Here is a 19449-nt window from a genome sequence, read left to right on the forward strand (position 1 = left end):
AAATTTTAAAAGCTCGAATGAATCCATTTATTATTGTTTTGCTCTGCAAATATCTATATTTTTATTAAATCCTCCCCAGGTTTTGTTCCTGATCCTGAATTTGTTGTTTACATTTTATATTCCGAAAAATACAGCAAGAATTATACTGGCTTTACTTCTAATCTAATTGCGCGTTTTAACTCACATAATCTTCTAGAAACAAAAGGATACACTTTAAAATTCAGACCATGGAAAGTCATTCATGTAGAATTTTTCGATTCTAAAGCTGAAGCTATGAAAAGAGAAAAACACCTGAAAACTGGAATAGGACGTGACTTCATTCAAAAACTGATTCCCAACCAATAATTCGGAGGGCTCTTATCCGCCGCGGCGGACACGACTTCGAAATCCAATTTCCCGCTACTAAGAAAGCCTCATAGAAACAGGAGGCTTTTTTCTATTTAAAGTAATTCTTATGGATGAATTTGTTGTTTACATTTTATATTCCGAAAAATACAGCAAGAATTATACTGGCTTTACTTCTAATCTAATTGCGCGTTTTAACTCACACAATCTTCTAGAAACAAAAGGATACACTTTAAAATTCAGACCATGGGAAGTAATTCATGTAGAATTTTTAAATTCTAAAGCTGAAGACTGGCACAGGACGTGAATTTATTCAAAAACTGATTGCCAACAAATAATTCGGAGGGCTCTTATCCGCCGCGGCGGACACGGCTTCGAAATCCAATTTCCCGCTACTAAGAAAGCCTCATAGAAACAGGAGGCTTTTTTTACTTTTAGAATAATTCGTAAAATGTCAGAGACATTTATACAATTTAAGGTTTTAAGATCAAAAAAATTATACAAAAGAGACGTTTTCTTTTTTATGAAAATTCTTCGGAGAGTCTTTTAACAACAGTTTCTGCGATTATCATCTTTTGTTTCTCGATCTAAAAAAAGAAAAGGAGAAATAAACTAATCATAAAACTGATTATAATCGAAATCTCTCTTATTTTTGTTGAATGTTAGAAATTCTTTATCAAGACGAATATATTATAGCAATTAATAAACCGAGTGGATTATTAGTTCATAAATCATTTTATGCGCGTGATGCAAAAGTCTATGCTATTCAAGAATTGAGAAATCAAATAGGAGGACAACACGTTTACCCTATTCACCGGTTAGACCGCAAAACATCTGGTGTCTTATTGTTTGCGTTGAATAAAGAGGTTTTAAAAATCATGAATGAACGTTTCGCCGCACGCGAAGTCGAAAAAAAATATTTAGCAATTTTACGTGGTTGGTCACCTGAAGAACTAACGATTGATTATGATTTAACCAATGATGATGACATTAAACAAAATGCAATAACATACTTTCATCGTTTGCAAAATGCCGAAGTTGAGTTAGAGTTTAATAATAAACCAACGTCACGATATTCTTTGGTAGAAGCGATTCCTGAAACTGGGCGTATGCATCAATTACGAAAACATTTCAAACATATTTTCCATCCCATTTTAGGAAGCCGTCCTCATGGTTGCAACAAACAAAATAAATTATGGCTGGAGAATTATGACCTAAAAGGAATGATGCTTCATGCACATCAGTTAATTTTTAATCATCCAATAAATAATGACCAACTAATCTTGAATGCTAAGATTAATGAAGAGTTTAGCAGAGTAGGTACTATTCTTAATCTAAATTTGAGTAAGTATACATAGAATAATGATTTTAAAATTATTGTTCTATTTTAAAATTTAAGCTGCGTATGATAAAACACTCTAATAATCCTCAAAAAACCGTTTAGATATTTCAATATTTCCCGCTAATAAATTTTGTAGAGAATACTCATATCCGTAATGACTAACAAAGGTTGGAGTTTCAGCCGTGGCGGACTACTAAGAAAGCTTCATATAAACAGCAGGCTTTTTCGCTTATCCCTTACCTACCATCGCCCCTTATGGATATATTCCCATAAAAAAACCCATGATGCCCAAGCAACACAGGTTTAAACTAACTAAACTTATTAAAAACATCAACTTATTTTAGATAATCAATCGATATATTTTCTACAAATTAGACTACAATATTAGTCTTCTGAAACTAGAGGTCTTTCTATTTCCATCGCTACATTCATTAGAGCAACAGCCCCTTTCTCATTTAACATTGTCAAATTTAAAGTGTCTAAAACCGCCAACCTTCTTGAGGTTAAACCGCTAAACATATTATAAGAAATATTCATTTCTTTTAGATTGCTTAAATTCTCTAAACTAAAAGGGACTTGACCGTCCATATTGTTTTCAAACAAACTAAGGTTTTCTAACATTTTCAAATTAGATACATTAGCACTTAATTTGCCAACTAATTTATTACTATTTAAAAGTAATATTTTCAATGTTTTTACTTCATAAAGAGAGCTTGGAATTTGTCCTTCAATTTCGTTATTAAAAACTGCCAATGTTTCAAGGCTTTGTAATTTACCAATTTGCTCTGGTAACTCACCTGTTAGCCTATTCATATAAAGTTCTAAATCTTGAAGCTTATTCATTTCACAAATTGAAACTGGTATAGCTCCTGACAATCTATTAAAAGAAAGATCCAAAATCTTTAATTCTTTTAAATTCTGCAACGAATTTGGTATAGTACCAGATATACCGTTTTTATGTAAATTTAACTCTTGTAGATTAACTAGATTTACAATTTCACTAGGAATCTCTCCAACCAAATTATTATCAGCTAAATTAATAGATACAACTTCATCACCTTCCAATCTAACACCGTACCAAGTCGATACTGGTGAAGCTAAATCCCATTTTGTTGTCCAGTTAGCTCCATTAGTCGAATTATATAACTTCAATAATACTGCTTTATCTGAAAATGAAACATCAGCCATCATTGTAAATGATGCTAAAACGGTCAATAAAAGAGTGAATAAATTTTTCATAAGCTGTTAATTTTATTATTTCTGATGATTAAATGTACATACAATGTAGTTTATCAGCAAATATAATCGACGAACTACATTAATTATTAAAATATACCTATAATTTTCTTACAATTAAATTTAATGAATAAATATTATATTTGTTTTTTAAACTATAAACATAACTCTATGGAAATTAACTTTTTAGCTCTTATTGCTGCAGCTTTTTCAACATTATTAGTAGGATTTGTTTGGTATCACCCAAAAGTTTTTGGAACAATATGGATGAAAGAGGCTGGCATGACCGAAGAAAAAATGAAAGGCACAAACATGATCATGATCTTTGGAATGGCGGTATTTTATGCGTTTCTTATTGCTATGACACTTCAGTTTCTAACTATTCATCAGTGGGGTGCAATTGGAATGGTTGGTGGAGACATTTCTATTGCCAAACCTTCATATGCCGCATTTATGGCAGATTATGGGACCGCCTTCAGAACATTCAAACACGGGATGCTTCATGGATTTATTGCAGGTCTATTTATGGCACTGCCCGTAATAGGCACTAATGCACTCTTTGAAAGAAAAAGCTGGAAATACACATTAGTAAACGGAGGTTTTTGGATCGTTTGTTTTATGCTAATGGGAGGAATTATTTGCGCTTGGATTTAATCTAAGAAAGTGGTCTCCTTTCCTTTTTTATCAAAGGAGAGGAGATTATTATCTTATGAAATTTGATCTATTGCTTTTGCTAAATCAATATCTTTATCAGTAAGGCCATTAGCATCGTGTGTTGACAACCGAATATCCACTTTATTGTATACATTAAATAATTCAGGATGATGATTTTGTTTCTCAGCTAAAAGTCCTACTTGTACTATAAATCCAAGTCCCTGGCTGAAGTTTTTAAAAACAAACTTTTTCTCAATTCCATTATTATTAAATGTCCAATCCTTCAATTCTTTCAAAATAGGCTGTGCCTTTTGCTCATTGTACGTATCCATAATTTTTCTTTTTAATAAAATTAGTTAAAATCTGCCTAATGCGTCTCTCTTTTAACTTTATATGTTAATTTTGACAACCATTAATTTTCCTATCTATTGAAATCAAATTTTTCCTTCAAAATCTATTCTTCTACTAAAGATTTATCTACTAACTGGGATTCTTTGGCTATCAATAACATTTTTCTTTCTAAAGATTACTTGACCGTACTGGAAAAATCTGCCCCTAGAAACATGGTTTGCCATTTTATAGGTTTATTTCTTAACGATGAATTGATTGGTATTGCCTTATCACAATACATTGATTTAAGTGATGTTCATTCTTTTGGAGAACGCGATCATTGTTTAAAAACTATGTTTCGAGAATTTACTTTTAAAAGACTAAGCTCTAATGTTTTGGTGATGGGAAACAATATGTTAACAGGACAAAACGGATGTAGTTTTAGCAAAAAATTATCAATATCCGAAGGAATGATTCTTTTAGAAAAAGTTGCAGAGGAGTTAAAAATTACTTTCCGTAAAAAAGGAATCAATATACATTTGACGATTTTCAAAGATTTTTCTCAATCAGATATCAAACCATTTGAGCTTCCGGAATTCAAATCATTCTATAAGTTTACGACTCAGCCTAATATGATTTTTCAGATTAGGGAATCTTGGAAAACATTTGACGATTATATTCTAGACAAGAGCAAAAAGTATCGAGATCAGTACAAAAGAGCCCGGAAAAAAGCGGACGGAATTACGAAAAAAAAACTATCTCTCGAAGAAATTACAGCTTACAACGCAAGAATTTATGAATTATATATGAATGTAGCTAAGAACGCCCCATTCAACACTTTTTACCTTCCTGAAAATCATTTTGTATCTTTTAAAAAATCATTAAAAGACAACTTCCTATTTTACGGTTATTTTTTAGGAGACGAATTAATAGGATTCAACACATTGATTAAAAACGGAGCAGACATCGATACTTATTTCCTGGGTTACGACGAAAAACACCAACGTGAAAAAATGTTATATTTAAATATGCTTTATGACATGATTGGCTACTCTATTAATAAAGGCTACAAACGGATTATTTTTGCAAGGACTGCATTGGAGATAAAAAGCTCTGTAGGCGCCAATCCAATTTCCATGTATGGACTAATGAAGCACAGTAATCCTTTTATCAATCTGTTTGTTTCCAAGACTTTCAGCTATTTCGAACCTAAAATTGAATGGCAGCAACGTAATCCATTCAAAAATTAAGGAATCGCTACCTTGAGCTTTTGAGGAGCTACTTCAATATTAAATTCAGATTCAGCACCGTAATACTCTCCATCCATTTGGAAACTAACAGGGAAAGTTGTTTTAATCGTCGCTTTATCTGTAGAAATAATGGAAATATCCTCTGATTCTAATGGCATATTTCCAGTAATTATTTTACCAAAAACCATAAAATCCAGATTTTTCAGTATTATAATTTCAAACTTTCCATCATCCATAACTCCATTAGGATTTATAGTTACGCCCGTTCCATATTTTTTAGAATTTGCGATAACAATCATTCGCGCTTGATATTCCGTCATCTCATTATTAGCAGTAACTGTTGCAGAAAAATCGACATCTGTATTAATCAATGTCTTGAAAGCTTGTAATGCATAATGCCATCTTCCGTGCATGGAACCTTCTTCGTAGTTTTTAATAAGTGTGGCGTTAAGTCCCAAATCGCTTAAGTGCAGACTCATCTTACCATTTACCACAATCACGTCTATTTCTTTATAATCATTCTTAAAAGCAATTGGTAAACTGTCTTCGATACTTTTAGGCAGCCCTAAATCAGTAGCCAATCCATTAGCTGACCCTGCTGGTAAAATTCCCAATATAAAATCTTCGTTTGCCAATGCCTCAGCCACCAACTTTATGGTTCCATCACCACCAGCAACAATAATCCGTTCAGGCATGAATTTTTTATATAAAGCCTTGATTTCAGCAGTATTATTATCAGCCGAAGTTTCATACAGAACAAAATTTAAATTTTCCTTTGCTGCGTAATTAGACGCTGCATCGATAAATTCTGATTTATCAACTCCACCCGAAACAGGGTTCGTGATCATTATAACATTCTTTTTCAAGCTTATATTTCGTTTATTGATTAAAAATAATTAATTTTCAACAGACTTCAAAAGTAGTAAACAAAATGAAACCAATTTTAAAATTATACCGCGGATATGCGAATGAACAGGAATTGATTGTGATGGGGCATGTCTTTAAACCAACCAAAACAAAAGATTATGATTTTCTGGAAAAAAATTTTAAAAATGCGACCTCAATCATCAGCCTGTTTCGGATTAAAACGCAAGCAAATGCTGATGTTTATCTCACACACAACGGAACAAAAATCCATACAAAAACATTGGTCGACGGTTATTTTAAATTTTGCATTCCACTAGACCACCACAATAATTATGGCTGGATTGATTATGAGGTTAGCATCATCTACAATAATAACACTATCTCAACTAAAGAAAGCTACATACGCCCTCACAAAGGTGATTTAGGAATTATATCTGATATTGACGATACATTTTTAGTGTCTTACACTCTTAATCCATTAAAAAAACTATATTATTTATTATTTAAAAATGTCGAGGGAAGAAAAGTTTTTGAAGACGTTGTTCCTCATTTCCAAGCTTTGAGCGCTGCAGGAAGAAGTGAGAATGGAGAATTGAATGCCTTTTTCTATGTTTCAAGCAGTGAATGGAATCTATATCGGTTTTTAGTGAAGTTTACTGAAATTCACCAGTTACCCAAAGCAGTTTTATTATTAAAAGACATCAAAACCAGCCTAACTAATTTCTTTTGGACAGGAAGAGGTGGGCACAACCATAAATTTGATAAAATAAAACACATATTAGAGTTCTACCCTAACTTAAAATATGTGCTAATTGGCGACGATTCGCAACATGATCCTTATTTATATGAAGCCATCAGCAAGATATTTCCTTTAACGGTAAAAGCGATTTACATAAGACAAACTGGCCATCATAAAAAAGAAAAAGTCATCAAGGTCATGAAAAACCTAGAAACTATGGATGTTACCGTTTGTTATTTTAAAAATAGCGCAGAAGCTATAGCGCATTCTAAGAAGATGGGCTTGATTGCATAGTAAAAATTGATTTGGAACTGCAAAGCGCATTAGCCCGGATGGAAATGAAAAGGCTTTCTTAGCCTCACTACATTTTTCTTATTGTAAAAGAGCGACTTTAGAAGCTCCTTTTATAATTTAGAAAAATACAATGAGGCTGGAAAGCTTGTAATGAACAGCCGGAAATAGCTCCTGACTGTTCTAATTCTTCTTAGGCATTATCAATTTCCTCTTGCACTAGTTCCCAATCTGAAAGATATTTATCTAATTCCGCTTTCTTTTTATTGTAGGCGGTAAAGAACTTCGCATCTTCGATATGTTTATCGTAGTTTGAGGCTAACATTTTATCATCTTGTTGAATGTCTCGCTCTAATTGCTTGATTTGACTTTCAATTTTGCTCAAACGATTCTGCAACGCCTTTCCTTTCTTTTGTTCTTCATAAGAAATTTTGTTGCTCTCTTTTGGGGCTGCTGCTTTTAAAGCATCTTTTTTCTCGACTTCACGCATATTTTCTAAATTGCGCTGCTCCAAGAAATAATTAACATCACCTAGATATTCTTTTATTTTTTGGTCTCTAAATTCATAAACAATATTCGACATTCCTTGAAGGAAATCCCTATCGTGAGAAACTAACAGTAGTGTCCCTTCGTATTTTTGTAAAGCCGCTTTCAAAACATTTTTAGACTTAATATCCAAGTGATTCGTAGGCTCATCCATCACCAACACATTTATGGGCTGCAAAAGCAATTTACAGAGCGCTAGACGGTTTCTTTCCCCTCCTGAAAGGACTTTTACCTTTTTCTCGACATCGTCGCCTCGAAAGAGGAATGAACCTAACATATCGCGCACCTTAGAACGATTAGTATCTGATGCCGCATCTTCCATTGTTTGAAGCAATGTGATTTCACCGTCAAGATATTCAGCTTGGTTTTGAGCAAAATAACCAACCTGAACATTGTGTCCTAATTTTATTTCTCCTTCATATTCAAATTCATTAACAATGGCTTTGATAAAAGTTGATTTTCCTTGACCATTTTGTCCTACAAATGCAATCTTACTTCCACGTTCCACCAAAAGTGAAATATCTTTTAAGATGGTTTTATCACCGTAGCTTTTGGTCACTTTTTCAGCTTCAATTACAACACGACCAGGAACTTTAGAAAGCGGAAAAGAGATATTCATTACAGAATTATCATCCTCGTCTACTTCAATACGTTCTATTTTATCCAGCTTTTTTATCATCGATTGTGCCATGGATGCTTTAGAAGCTTTTGCACGGAATTTTTCGATCAGCTTTTCAGTTTCCTCAATTTTTTTTGCTTGATTCTTTTGAGTTGCCAATTGCTTTTCACGTATTTCATGACGCAATTCTAAATATTGAGAATACGGTTTGTTGAAATCGTATGCTTTTCCAAGGGAAATTTCAATTGTTCTATTAGTCACATTGTCCAAGAACATCTTATCGTGAGAAACAATTACTACAACACCTATATAATTACGCAAGAAACTCTCTAACCAAATGATACTTTCGATATCAAGGTGATTTGTTGGCTCATCCAGTAGCAAAACATCGTTAGCTTGCAATAAAAGTTTAGCTAATTCGATTCGCATTCTCCAACCACCTGAAAAAGTCTCCGTTTGATTGTTGAACACTTCTCTCTTAAAACCTAATCCCAGCAAAATTTTCTCAGTATCACCAACATAGTTATAACCACCCAATAATTCAAAACGATGTGTATAATCAGATAAATCTTCAATTATTTTGGAATATTCCTCACTTTCATAATCAGTACGAGTCACTAATTGATGATTGATTTCCTCTAATTTTTTTTCTACTATTTTTATATCGACAAAAGCTTCATAAGCCTCTTCTAAAACTGTCCGGCCTTGCTCAAAATCAATATCTTGACGCAAAAAACCCATACGAACTTCCTTTTCTTGAGAAATCACGCCTGTATCTGGAAGAAAGTCCCCAGCCAACATTTTGAGCATTGTAGATTTACCTGCACCATTTTTACCAACAAGACCCACACGGTCTCCAGCACCCAATCGAAAGGTCACTTCTTCAAATAAATAAGAGCCACCAAACGAAACAGATAAATTGTGTATATTAAGCATGTATTATGATTTTATTCCTTTCCGAAGTTGTAAATTTACAACTCCAAAAAAGGAAAAATTAAATTTTTTGCAAATGTTAAAAAAAGGATCCAAATTATATAGTATTTTAACAGGAACTTGTCCTAAATGTCAGAAAGAGAGCATGTATTTAGACCCAAATCCGCTAAATATTGGAAATGTCTTGAAAATGAATGAAAAATGTAGTCATTGCGGATTAAAATATCAAATTGAACCTTCGTTTTTTTATGGAGCCATGTATGTAAGTTACGGCTTAAATGTGGCGGTGGGAATTGCCGCATTTATTGTATCTTATTTGATCTTTAATTCTTCCCTAAAAGTTGCTTTTATTTCGATAATCGCTTCAATCGTAGTCTTATTTCCATTCATTCTGCGTTGGTCAAGAAATATATACATAAACATGTTCGTATCTTACGACCCGAATTTCAAGCAATAGTATTTTACCTTTGGTCTTTAGGTAAAAACCTCTTGATATCAATTTCTTTATCCAAAGGAATTTGATCTTCAATATTATTAAATAGTGCTTCGGCCATAGCTGGTCCAAGCATCACGCCACGGGTACCTAATCCATTTAGAATATGAATTGAGCGATGCACTGCATGGGTCCCAACCAAAGGCCTTCTATCCTTAACAGTAGGTCGCACACCAGCAAAATGCTCGACTATTTCAAAATCACAGGTAATAATCTCTTTGATTCTATCTATTAGTTCCAACCTACCTTCCTCAGACGGCAAATCTGTTTTGTCTTTCCAATTGTAGGTTGCACCCACTTTAAACAAATCATTGCCTAAAGGAAGGATAAAAACGCTGGTATTCACAATAACGTCCAATACTAATTCTGGCGCTTTTATAATGAATAGCTCTCCTTTTGTTCCATCCAACGGCAAATGTTTAAAGTATGGGTTGGCATGCATCCCAAAACCTTCAGCAAATACAATATGTTTTGCTTCAATATCTTTATATCGAATATGATCTGGAAAAACTTCTAAAATCTCATATTCGAAAGAGGAACCTGAGAAAAGACCACTTTTAAATAAGTACTCTCTGTACTCTTTTAGTAAGATCGCAGTATCAACGTATCCCGTTTGCAGCACTTCCCCATAACTATAAGGCGATTCAATTCCAGAATATTTTTTTGTGATTAACTCTGTAGATAAAAATGGCGCCAACGCAATCTTATCGGAGGCAGCAAACCAATTGTTTTGTTCTTCAATAGAAAAGAATTTTCTTAAAATGGGCTTTTTAAAATCCACCTTAGTCTTAAGTTTTTCTTCTAAGGCAGCATAGAAAGTTTCCATTAAAACTAATTGTTCCTGCGCTTTCCATACTTCACTAAAGCGTTTTAAAATAACTGGATTATAAAGTCCGCCAGCAATCTTAGAAGAATTCTGAGAACTATTATCCATCACAAAAATGGTTTTATCATTTTGCAAAGCCATTTCAGAAAATGCTATCCCAGCCAAACCAGAACCTATTATTAAATAATCAATCATAATACAAAAGTAACTATTAATCCACAGTCAAAATTAATCCCCCATCTCAAACAAACCTAAATATTTATAAAATAAAAAACTCTCATCGTAAACGACAAGAGTTAATATTATTTATATTCTAATTGAAATTAGTAATTCCACATATCAGATTCAAAATCACGAATTTTTTCTTTTACCCTTTCAGATTCCAGTAATTGATTTTGCGCATTATCTCTCATGTAATCCTTAATATCTCTATCACCATAAACGTTCTCTTCTTTATAGATTACACTATTAAAATGACGTGAGTTTAAAATTTGGTCAAAAGAAATTGGCATTGCTGAATTTTGATTGTTGAATGCTTTCGCCTCATGCAATACCTCTCTAGCTGATGGGAAAAATACCCAAAACAATTCGATATAATCTTTTTCATCATTATTCATTGTATAAACATCCGGAGTAACAGGACAAATACCTAACAAACGATATTTCAATTCACTTTGACGTTTGTCAAAATACCAATATCCTTTGATCTTGTATTGAGTAACATCTTGGGAAGTCAAATCAGATCGCAAAATATATTCAGGTGAAACTTGCATACCTGCATTTACTTGTTCACGTCCAGCATCAGTAGTATCAATACGTGACAATGAACCTTGAATATCAGCTAAAGTTTTTTTAGTTTTAAAATAACTATCTGAATACACTTCACTTATTTCTCCACTATTGATTGCTTTTGTCAATACATTGTACAATGACCTTCTATCAGCACCAAGATTTTCATCAATTGGAAAATACAAAGCGAAATTAATTTTTTCACTTAAATCTATAATCTCCCAAACTGTTTTTCCCATCAAAATATCTCTATCATGAACATAACCATAAGCTAAAGGCTTATCATTATCAGAAATAAGTTGTGCAGCAGTTTTAAGTCCTATTTCAGAAGGCGTTTTTGCATTCAGCAAATTAGATTGCGCCAAAGACGTAACGCTCCAAGTAATGGAAATAATAACTATTAAAAAATTTTTAACTTTCATCATGGTATGATTATAAGATAATGTAGCAACCCTTAAGGTAACTTGTTTATTATTGTATTTCAAAAATAACCGGAGCAGTTCTTGGTAATAAATAACTACCTGCGCCAACTAATTTAGTTTTAATATCAGAGATAGTTACCTGATCTCCTCTTCCCGCTTTAGAAAGAACTGATTTACATTGTGCATTTAATTTATCACCTTGCACGACCACTGTAGGTTGTCCTGTAACTTTTAAATTAAATCCAACAACATTCAAACCAACTTCAAAATCAAAATCTTCCAATTTAGCTCCGATTGTAGCAATTTCAAGATTCGACTTAGGTCCTTTAACAACACCTGTTTCTCCTCTAATTGTACCTGTAGGTCCTGGAATTCCTTTGATTCTAAATACTTTTTTGTCAGTAGCAACTTTTCCATCAGACATTTTACCTGAAACACTAATTACAACTTCATTTCCTCCACCTGGACTCATGTTGTATTTCCCATTACCTGCTTTAGACAAACCAGGAGCTGAAACAGAAACATCGCTATCAGAAATACCAGCAAATGAAATAGACATTGGATTAACAACACCTCTGTATACTACATTCATTTTATCTGCTGAAATTGTAGCAGAATTAGGTCTTGGAACAACTACATATTTTCCTTTAAATGCAAGCGGAACTGTTTTCCCATCTTCAAGAAAAGAAAATTGTCCTGCTATTGTTTGCTCTCCTACACCACCTGCTGTCATTGAAATCACAGCCTGACCATTAACAATTTTTCCTGGACCAGAAAAAGAAGTTGGTTTTGTATTCCCATCATATCTACCAAGAACTACTTTACCAGTAACAGTTTCACCTTGGAAATAAGCATTTTTATCTAGTACAACAATCGCTTCATAATTACTATAAGATGCCGCAGCAACAGCCGCTTTACCTAAAGCAGAACTATAAACATCTGACTGCGCTTTGTCAATATCATTTTGCCAAGTTGAAAGCTTTGCTATAGTTGCAATAGCTGGAAAACCTTTGAAATGATAGGATAAAAACTTATCTTTTAATCCTTCTTTATTCTTAACATCTGAAATGTCAAATTTACTTTCAACTTCTTTAATAATTGAAGCATATTTTGTATCAGCTCCAAGTACAGACTTCATATCTGACTTATATTTATTTATAGTAGCGATAATTTCGTCGCCCTTTTTTGAGTAAGCTTCACCTTCAAACCAGTCATCAATATTATCACCTTTATCCATATCTTCATAAGGCAATTTTCCAGTCTCAGGATTAATTTCAAATCCAGTACCAGCTTGTGTTTTTAAAGATTCTATATAACTAAAAAAATTATCTGTTATTGTCTTTACTTTATGTGCTGTTTCTGCTGCAACTATAAATTCACCTTTTGCTTCTCCAGCTTTGGCATCTAATGCTCCTAAAAGTTGATCATTAGACAATTTTGAAGCTTCATTTGAAGTTTCAAATTTTTCATTCATCAATCCAAAACCTGAAATAACTTCTTTTGATACATTCATTGCCAACATAGCGATAAAAACCAAATACATAAGGTTTATCATCTTCTGCCTAGGGGTTAATTTTCCTCCTGCCATATTTTCTAATAATTAGTTAGTTGTTTGTTTATCTAGTTCGAAACTAATTATCCTTTTTTACCCATTGCAGAAAGCATTCCACCATAAACATTATTCAACGATGACAAGTTAGTTGTCAATGATTGCATTTGTTCTTTTAATTTTAAATTATTTTCAAGAACTTCTTCATTGATTTGTGCATTTCTAGAAGCACTTTGCAACTGTACTTTATATAAACTGTTCAAAGATTCCATTTGCGCTGCCGCCATACTTAACTCTTCACTATATTTTTGTGTAGAAGCCATAGATTCAGCAGTTGGAGCGATACTTTTTGCTGCTGATTCAAAATTCTTGATGCTGTTTCCTAAACTTGACATTAATTCTCCATCAATTTTAGCATCTTTCAACATAGCGTCTAATTTTTGCGATAACATTCCTTGTGAATCAGAAGGCGTTTCCACTCTTTTCTTCGGCTCTGTTTTAATACCATTCGCCAACTCCGGATAAACCAATGTCCAATCTAACTCATCATCAACGGGCTCAAATGCTGAAAGGGCAAAAATAAAAGCTTCTGTCAATAATCCCACTGCTAGCATTCTTGTTCCTGTTAACGGTCCAATTTCAAAGTGAATAATTTTGAACAAAGCACCAACGATTACAACCGCAGCACCCATTCCATATGCGAAATTCATTGTTTTTTTACTTAATAATGCCATAATTTTTAGGTTTTAAATTTTAGTAGGTTTTGGTTTTTTTTATCTGCTTTTAACTTTTTTTCCGTTTCCGGTTGTTTCTAATCCCATATAATCCTGAACTGTTCTGAATCCGATAAAGCTTCTGGCTGAATCAGCATATTCAAAATCTCTAGTACTTACTTGTAAGAAGTAAGACACGTCTTTCCAAGATCCTCCACGAACAACTTTACGTTTATTGGAAGCGTCCAACACATTTGGATTCATTGAAGAAACATATTCATACGCATTTGGGTCATACGATGAATCAGTCCATTCAGCAACATTCCCAGCCATGTTATATAAGTTATAGCCATTAGGCTCATACGATTTTGCCTCTACAGTATATAAAGCCTGATCAGCAGCGTAATCTCCTCTGTTTGGTTTAAAGTTAGCAAGAAAACATCCTCTGTCATTTTTAGTATAAGGCCCTCCCCAAGGATAGGTTCCAGACTCTAAGCCACCCCTTGCTGAATATTCCCATTCAGCCTCAGTAGGCAATCTAAATGAATTTATTAGATCACGCCCCTTCTTTTTTGATTTAATATATGTGTTTTTACTCAATGTTCTCCAAGCACAAAAAGCTTTTGCCTGTGTCCATTTCACACCAACAACGGGATAATCTCCATACGCCTTATGCCAGAAATAATCATTGTGCATAGGTTCGTTGTAGGAATATGCAAAATCTTTAATCCACACTGTTGTATCTGGATATACCTTAACTTCTTCTGTTTTTATGAAATCCTTTCTTTTTCCTACTTTAGCTTTAGCTGCAGCTTGAATATCCATCCAAGAATAACGAAATTTAAGTTTATCTACATCAATAGTTCGTAAACCATTATAAGACGCTTCTAATGGCAAATACATAGAGTCCATAACCTCAACGTAATATGCATCAGGATATAATTTAGGATCTTTAATTAACTTAACTTTTCTATTTAATTTCCTTCCCGAATAAGGATCGTCATCTGTACCAATACTATAATAGTTATCATACATGTACTTATCATAGGCAGTCATTTTTTCAGGATCTGAATCATTAAAAGCAAAATCACCTATACTTCCGGTGTTTTTCCCTTTACCATCGCCTGGTTTCAAACCTTCTTGATCAGCCAGGATTGCTAATCTTACTCTCATTGTTGAATCCTTAACCCATTCCACAAATTGACGGTACTCACTATTGGTTATTTCCGTTTCATCCATATAAAATGAACGAACGGTAACTGTTTTTGTAGGAGCATCTTGAATATTGGCAACATCATTGTCTGATTTACCCATAATATATGCACCTCCAGGAACTAAAGTCATTCCATAAGGTTTTTCAGGATGCCATTTCCCACCTTGAACACCGACCAATTCGCCTTTGTCGCCAGATTTACCACAACTGGTTAATAGCGCCAAAATCGCCATAAATGCAATGAACTTCTTCATATAAATTCGGGTTATATTTTCATTATTTTTTAAGTGTGTAAACCTATTTATTATTTTTTAATAAAACAATTATTTTACACTAAAGATTCTTTTTGAAATAAAAAATTTAGTAGAAGTAAATCAACCACTAAATACTGTTTTTTCGCTGTGCTTTCCACCACCTTTCAGGTAATTCTTGATTACACGCCCCTAAATATTCATCATAGGAACAAGGTAATAACGTATTTCTTTTTAATTTATTACTCCCATTTGAAATAAATGGTATCTCTATCCACCATCGATCCGTTTTGTCACTTTTATAAAAAACCAAAACCTCCTCTTCCAAAGGAACAATATATTTTATATAATTTTCCCTGCTTCCAAAAGGATACTCATTAGACCGATAATGAAAGCCTTCTATAAAGTACCAGATTATTTGAGCTACCAAAGCAGACTCTTGAACGGAATCATTATGATTAAATATTCCAAAAATAGATACTTTATCACTAATTCCTGCATATCTGGACAATGAACAAATTTCCTTACCATTAAAGCCATTAGGCGCAAATGAAGTAAAATTACCTGAATCTGCAGATTTTACAGAATTCAGATCAAGACTCACTATATCTGCATCTCTAAAAACCGGTTCTGCCAAGGCTATGTTATTTGAAATTTCTCCTAATCTATAGGCATCAAAAAACAGTTTTTCAATTAAATCAATCTCTTCTTGAGAATTATAATAGGTCTGATACCCAATATTACAATAATTAAAAAGATTATTCGGCTCATCTATGATAATTTTAGTTAGATAAGAAGAGGCCGAAACACCCTCATTCTCTTTTCCAAAATCAAATTTACTGTCAATAGTAACCAAGTTCACCATCTGCTCTAACTCGTCGAAAGCCCTATATAGTGCAAAAGTTAAGTCCTGAGAACCACCAATCACGATTGGAATTATTTTTTTCTTTATTAAATCGGAAACAACTTTACGCAAAGCAAAATAAGAATCATCCGCAGAATTTCCTGCAAGAATATTCCCTAAATCTGCAATTGACGCATCCCAATTTCCTGGAAACATGCTGTATAACTCTTTCCGAATAGCTAACAAATCAACATTTTCTGTTGCTTTTTCACTTCCTCGATTTTCCAAAACACCAATAATTGCAATATTAATTTTGTTTAAATCAGGAAACTGCTCATCCGTATGAAAAACGATTTTACTTCCCAATTGTTGAGAAGACAACTTTTTTATCTCTTCTAAAATATCAGAGCCAATAGGTTTTAAAAAATCAAATTCCATTTTATTTCTTTTTTTCCTCTCCCCATCCCTCTCCATAAGAGAGGGAGACGAAACGGGAATTAGTTATTATTTCTTTTTAGTTACGGCCTTTTTTACTGCTGTTTTCTTAGCTACTGCCTTTTTAGCTGGTGCTTTTTTAGCGGCAGTTTTTTTAGCTGGCGTCTTTTTAGCAATCATTTCCTGAACTTCTTCCAAGGTCAACTTTGTTGCATCAACCTCTTTACCCAGTTCAATTTTAATTTTTCCTTTGGTAATAACAGAACGACCCCAACGCGCTTTTTCAACTAAAATCCCCTCTTCAGTCCAGTTATGTAAAACCTTATCAATGTTCTTTTGCAATTTATCTTCAATCAATGTTTCGATATCTGATTGCGATAAATTATCAAAATCATATTTCTTATTTACATTGATAAACAATCCGTCCCATTTGATAAATGGACCAAAACGCCCCGTACCTTTCTGCACGCCTTCCCCTTTATATACAGCAATTGGCGCATCAGCGAGTGCTTTCTCATCAATTAATTCCTGTGCTCTTTTAAAATCTACATCTAAAGGATTTTCTCCTTTTGGCAATGAAACAAAAGCCGCTCCATGACGAATATAAGGACCATAACGGCCATTACTAACCTGAACTTCTTCTCCTTTATATTCACCCAAATCTTTAGGAAGCAAGAAAAGATTTAATGCCTCTTCTAAGGTAATAGTTCCAATATTTTGGTCTGCCATTAAACTAGCAAATTTCTTCTCTTCATCATCTGCTTCACCAATTTGAGCCATTGGACCAAATTTCCCTAAACGTACAGAAACTTGCTTTTCAGTTTTAGGATCTTTCCCTAAAATCCTTTCCCCACTTTCTCTTTCGGCATTCGCTTCAACATCTTTCACTATAGGGTGAAATTTATCGTAAAACTCTTTCATCATCACTGCCCAGTCGACATTACCTTCGGCTATTTCATCAAAATCCTGCTCCACTTTTGCGGTGAAATTATAATCCAATATATTCCCAAAATTCTTCACCAAAAAATCAGTTACGATCGTCCCGATATCCGTTGGCACTAATTTTCCTTTATCTGAACCAGTATTTTCTTTCAATTCCTTTTCATCCAGTTTCCCAGCTTGTAAAGTTAATTGCGTATATTTTCTTTCTTGTCCGTCAAGATTTCCTTTCTCCACGTAATTTCTATTGATAATGGTAGAAATTGTTGGCGCATAAGTTGATGGACGACCAATTCCTAACTCTTCCAATTTCTTAACTAAAGAAGCTTCAGTATAGCGTGCTGGCGGTCTAGAATATCTTTCGGTGGCAGTAATATAATTGTTTTGTAATTTTTCGTTGACTTTCATAGCAGGCAACATTCCTTCCTGCTCCTCTTCATCGTCATCATGCCCTTCAAGATACACTTTCAAGAAACCTTCAAAAAGCAACACTTCACCGGAAGCAGTAAATAACTCGCTGTGATTATTAGCCTCAATTTTGACATTTGTTCTTTCTAATTGCGCATCACTCATTTGCGAAGCCAAGGTTCTTTTCCAAATCAAGTCGTACAAACGCGCTTGATCTCTATCGATATTCACAGTATGTCGAGACATATCAGTTGGACGGATGGCCTCATGCGCTTCCTGTGCTCCTTTACTTTTATTTACAAAAGTTCGAGGTTTCGAAAATTCCTTTCCATAAGACTTGATGATTTCAGCCTGAGCAGCATCCATCGCGTCTTTAGAAAGATTAACACTATCCGTTCTCATATAGGTTATCAATCCAGCCTCGTATAACCGTTGCGCCAGTTGCATGGTAATTCCAACAGGTAAATACAGTTTACGTGCCGCCTCTTGTTGTAAAGTGGAAGTTGTAAACGGACCAGTTGGTGATTTTTTGGTTGGTTTCGTTTCTAAATCCGAAACCTTATAGTTAGAACCAACATTTTTATTTAAGAAATCTTCAGCTTCTTTTTTAGTGCTGAAATTTTTTGGAATTTTTGCTTTGAAAGATTTCCCAGCTTCATTAGTGAATTCAGCTACAACAGAATAACTTGCAATAGCATTAAAATTCTGGATTTCGCGTTCTCGCTCTACAATCAAACGAACAGAAACCGACTGTACACGTCCAGCCGACAATCCTCCTTTAATTTTCCTCCATAATACAGGAGACAACTCATAACCCACTAATCTATCAAGTACTCGTCTTGCTTGTTGTGCGTTTACTAAATTATAGTCAATTTCACGTGGATTATCTATTGCTTTTAAAATAGCACTTTTTGTAATTTCGTGAAAAACAATTCGTTTTGTTTTCTCCTTATCAAGTTTTAGTTCCTCTGATAAATGCCAAGAAATAGCCTCACCCTCGCGATCCTCATCACTTGCTAACCAAACCATGTCTGCTTTTTTAGCCAAACCTTTCAATTTAGTTACTAAAGCTTTCTTATCGGATGAAACTTCGTATTTAGGTTTAAAACCATTCTCTACATCTACACCTATCTCTTTGGAAGGCAAGTCGGCAATATGCCCATAACTTGACTCTACTTGAAAATCACTTCCTAAAAATTTCTCGATTGTTTTTGCCTTTGCAGGGGACTCAACTATAACTAAATTCTTTGCCATTGCTCTATTTTTCTGAGACAAAAGTAGAAGTTTTTTTTAAATATTGGGCTTTCGAAAATTTTAAAAATATTTTTCATCCGAAAAACAACCCATAAAACCTTAACCAACAGCATTCCTTAAAACTTATTAAAAATCTTCTATTCTCAACTTGTACCTATATA

Annotated in this window: 18 protein-coding genes; 7 read left to right on the forward strand and 11 right to left on the reverse strand. The window is 33.8% G+C overall.

What is annotated here, in order from left to right:
- The first annotated feature begins 33 nt into the window (after window positions 1–33).
- The 3 genes from BLV91_RS10000 (at window position 34) to BLV91_RS10010 (ending at window position 1703) form a co-directional block, all read left to right on the forward strand.
- Window positions 34–345 carry a GIY-YIG nuclease family protein gene (locus BLV91_RS10000; protein WP_245709662.1) on the forward strand — a complete coding sequence of 104 codons (312 nt, stop codon included), beginning with the start codon at window positions 34–36 and terminating at the stop codon, window positions 343–345.
- 109 nt (window positions 346–454) lie between these two features.
- The gene (locus tag BLV91_RS10005) at window positions 455–652 is read left to right on the forward strand and encodes a GIY-YIG nuclease family protein (protein WP_245709664.1); all 198 of its coding nucleotides are present in this window, start codon (window positions 455–457) and stop codon (window positions 650–652) included.
- Window positions 653–1004: 352 nt separating this feature from the next.
- A complete protein-coding gene (locus BLV91_RS10010) occupies window positions 1005–1703 on the forward strand; it encodes a pseudouridine synthase (RefSeq protein WP_091432575.1) in 699 nt (232 codons plus the stop codon).
- 368 nt (window positions 1704–2071) lie between these two features.
- Here BLV91_RS10010 and BLV91_RS10015 read toward each other — a convergent pair whose 3' ends face one another.
- Entirely contained in the window at window positions 2072–2926 is an 855-nt protein-coding gene (locus tag BLV91_RS10015; RefSeq protein WP_091432578.1) for a leucine-rich repeat domain-containing protein, read from the reverse strand.
- A gap of 168 nt (window positions 2927–3094) precedes the next feature.
- Here BLV91_RS10015 and BLV91_RS10020 point away from each other — a divergent pair, with 168 nt between their 5' ends.
- Window positions 3095–3577 (forward strand): DUF1761 domain-containing protein, encoded by a 483-nt coding sequence (locus tag BLV91_RS10020; RefSeq protein WP_091432581.1) that lies wholly within the window; start codon window positions 3095–3097, stop codon window positions 3575–3577.
- Window positions 3578–3630: 53 nt separating this feature from the next.
- On the opposite strand, the gene BLV91_RS10025 is transcribed toward BLV91_RS10020, so the two are convergent.
- On the reverse strand, window positions 3631–3909 hold the full coding sequence (locus tag BLV91_RS10025) for a 4a-hydroxytetrahydrobiopterin dehydratase (protein WP_091432583.1): 279 nt from the start codon (window positions 3907–3909) through the stop codon (window positions 3631–3633).
- Between the two features lie 96 nt (window positions 3910–4005).
- Here BLV91_RS10025 and BLV91_RS10030 point away from each other — a divergent pair, with 96 nt between their 5' ends.
- Window positions 4006–5157, forward strand: a complete 1152-nt coding sequence (locus BLV91_RS10030; RefSeq protein ID WP_091432586.1) for a GNAT family N-acetyltransferase — start codon at window positions 4006–4008, stop codon at window positions 5155–5157.
- Here BLV91_RS10030 and BLV91_RS10035 read toward each other — a convergent pair.
- Window positions 5154–6023 carry a diacylglycerol/lipid kinase family protein gene (locus BLV91_RS10035; RefSeq protein WP_245709666.1) on the reverse strand — a complete coding sequence of 290 codons (870 nt, stop codon included), beginning with the start codon at window positions 6021–6023 and terminating at the stop codon, window positions 5154–5156. The two genes, BLV91_RS10030 and BLV91_RS10035, sit on opposite strands and share 4 nt — an antisense overlap.
- 65 nt (window positions 6024–6088) lie before the next feature.
- Here BLV91_RS10035 and BLV91_RS10040 point away from each other — a divergent pair, with 65 nt between their 5' ends.
- Complete coding sequence (locus BLV91_RS10040; RefSeq protein WP_091432593.1) at window positions 6089–7057, forward strand: App1 family protein; 969 nt, start codon at window positions 6089–6091, stop codon at window positions 7055–7057.
- A gap of 190 nt (window positions 7058–7247) precedes the next feature.
- Here the strand turns inward: BLV91_RS10040 and BLV91_RS10045 are convergent, their stop codons facing one another.
- Entirely contained in the window at window positions 7248–9155 is a 1908-nt protein-coding gene (locus BLV91_RS10045; RefSeq protein WP_091432596.1) for an ABC-F family ATP-binding cassette domain-containing protein, read from the reverse strand.
- A 73-nt stretch (window positions 9156–9228) separates the two neighbouring features.
- Here BLV91_RS10045 and BLV91_RS10050 point away from each other — a divergent pair, with 73 nt between their 5' ends.
- Complete coding sequence (locus tag BLV91_RS10050) at window positions 9229–9609, forward strand: DUF983 domain-containing protein (protein WP_091433051.1); 381 nt, start codon at window positions 9229–9231, stop codon at window positions 9607–9609.
- A 4-nt stretch (window positions 9610–9613) separates the two neighbouring features.
- Here BLV91_RS10050 and BLV91_RS10055 read toward each other — a convergent pair whose 3' ends face one another.
- The 7 genes from BLV91_RS10055 to topA form a co-directional block, all read right to left on the reverse strand.
- On the reverse strand, window positions 9614–10666 hold the full coding sequence (locus BLV91_RS10055) for an NAD(P)/FAD-dependent oxidoreductase (protein ID WP_091432600.1): 1053 nt from the start codon (window positions 10664–10666) through the stop codon (window positions 9614–9616).
- Window positions 10667–10794: 128 nt separating this feature from the next.
- Window positions 10795–11682 carry a type IX secretion system ring subunit PorN/GldN gene (gene porN / locus BLV91_RS10060; RefSeq protein ID WP_091433052.1) on the reverse strand — a complete coding sequence of 296 codons (888 nt, stop codon included), beginning with the start codon at window positions 11680–11682 and terminating at the stop codon, window positions 10795–10797.
- 49 nt (window positions 11683–11731) lie between these two features.
- Window positions 11732–13270, reverse strand: a complete 1539-nt coding sequence (gene porM / locus BLV91_RS10065; RefSeq protein ID WP_091432606.1) for a type IX secretion system motor protein PorM/GldM — start codon at window positions 13268–13270, stop codon at window positions 11732–11734.
- A gap of 47 nt (window positions 13271–13317) precedes the next feature.
- Window positions 13318–13965, reverse strand: coding sequence for a type IX secretion system motor protein PorL/GldL (gene porL / locus BLV91_RS10070; RefSeq protein ID WP_091432608.1), 648 nt, complete (start codon window positions 13963–13965; stop codon window positions 13318–13320).
- 39 nt (window positions 13966–14004) lie between these two features.
- A complete protein-coding gene (gene porK / locus BLV91_RS10075; protein WP_091432610.1) occupies window positions 14005–15411 on the reverse strand; it encodes a T9SS ring complex lipoprotein PorK/GldK in 1407 nt (468 codons plus the stop codon).
- A gap of 127 nt (window positions 15412–15538) precedes the next feature.
- Entirely contained in the window at window positions 15539–16690 is a 1152-nt protein-coding gene (locus BLV91_RS10080) for a formimidoylglutamase (protein WP_091433056.1), read from the reverse strand.
- 66 nt (window positions 16691–16756) lie between these two features.
- A complete protein-coding gene (gene topA / locus BLV91_RS10085; protein ID WP_091432611.1) occupies window positions 16757–19288 on the reverse strand; it encodes a type I DNA topoisomerase in 2532 nt (843 codons plus the stop codon).
- Window positions 19289–19449: the final 161 nt, after the last annotated feature.

Origin of the sequence: Flavobacterium degerlachei (assembly GCF_900106645.1) — a bacterium.
GTDB classification, from domain to species: domain Bacteria; phylum Bacteroidota; class Bacteroidia; order Flavobacteriales; family Flavobacteriaceae; genus Flavobacterium; species Flavobacterium degerlachei.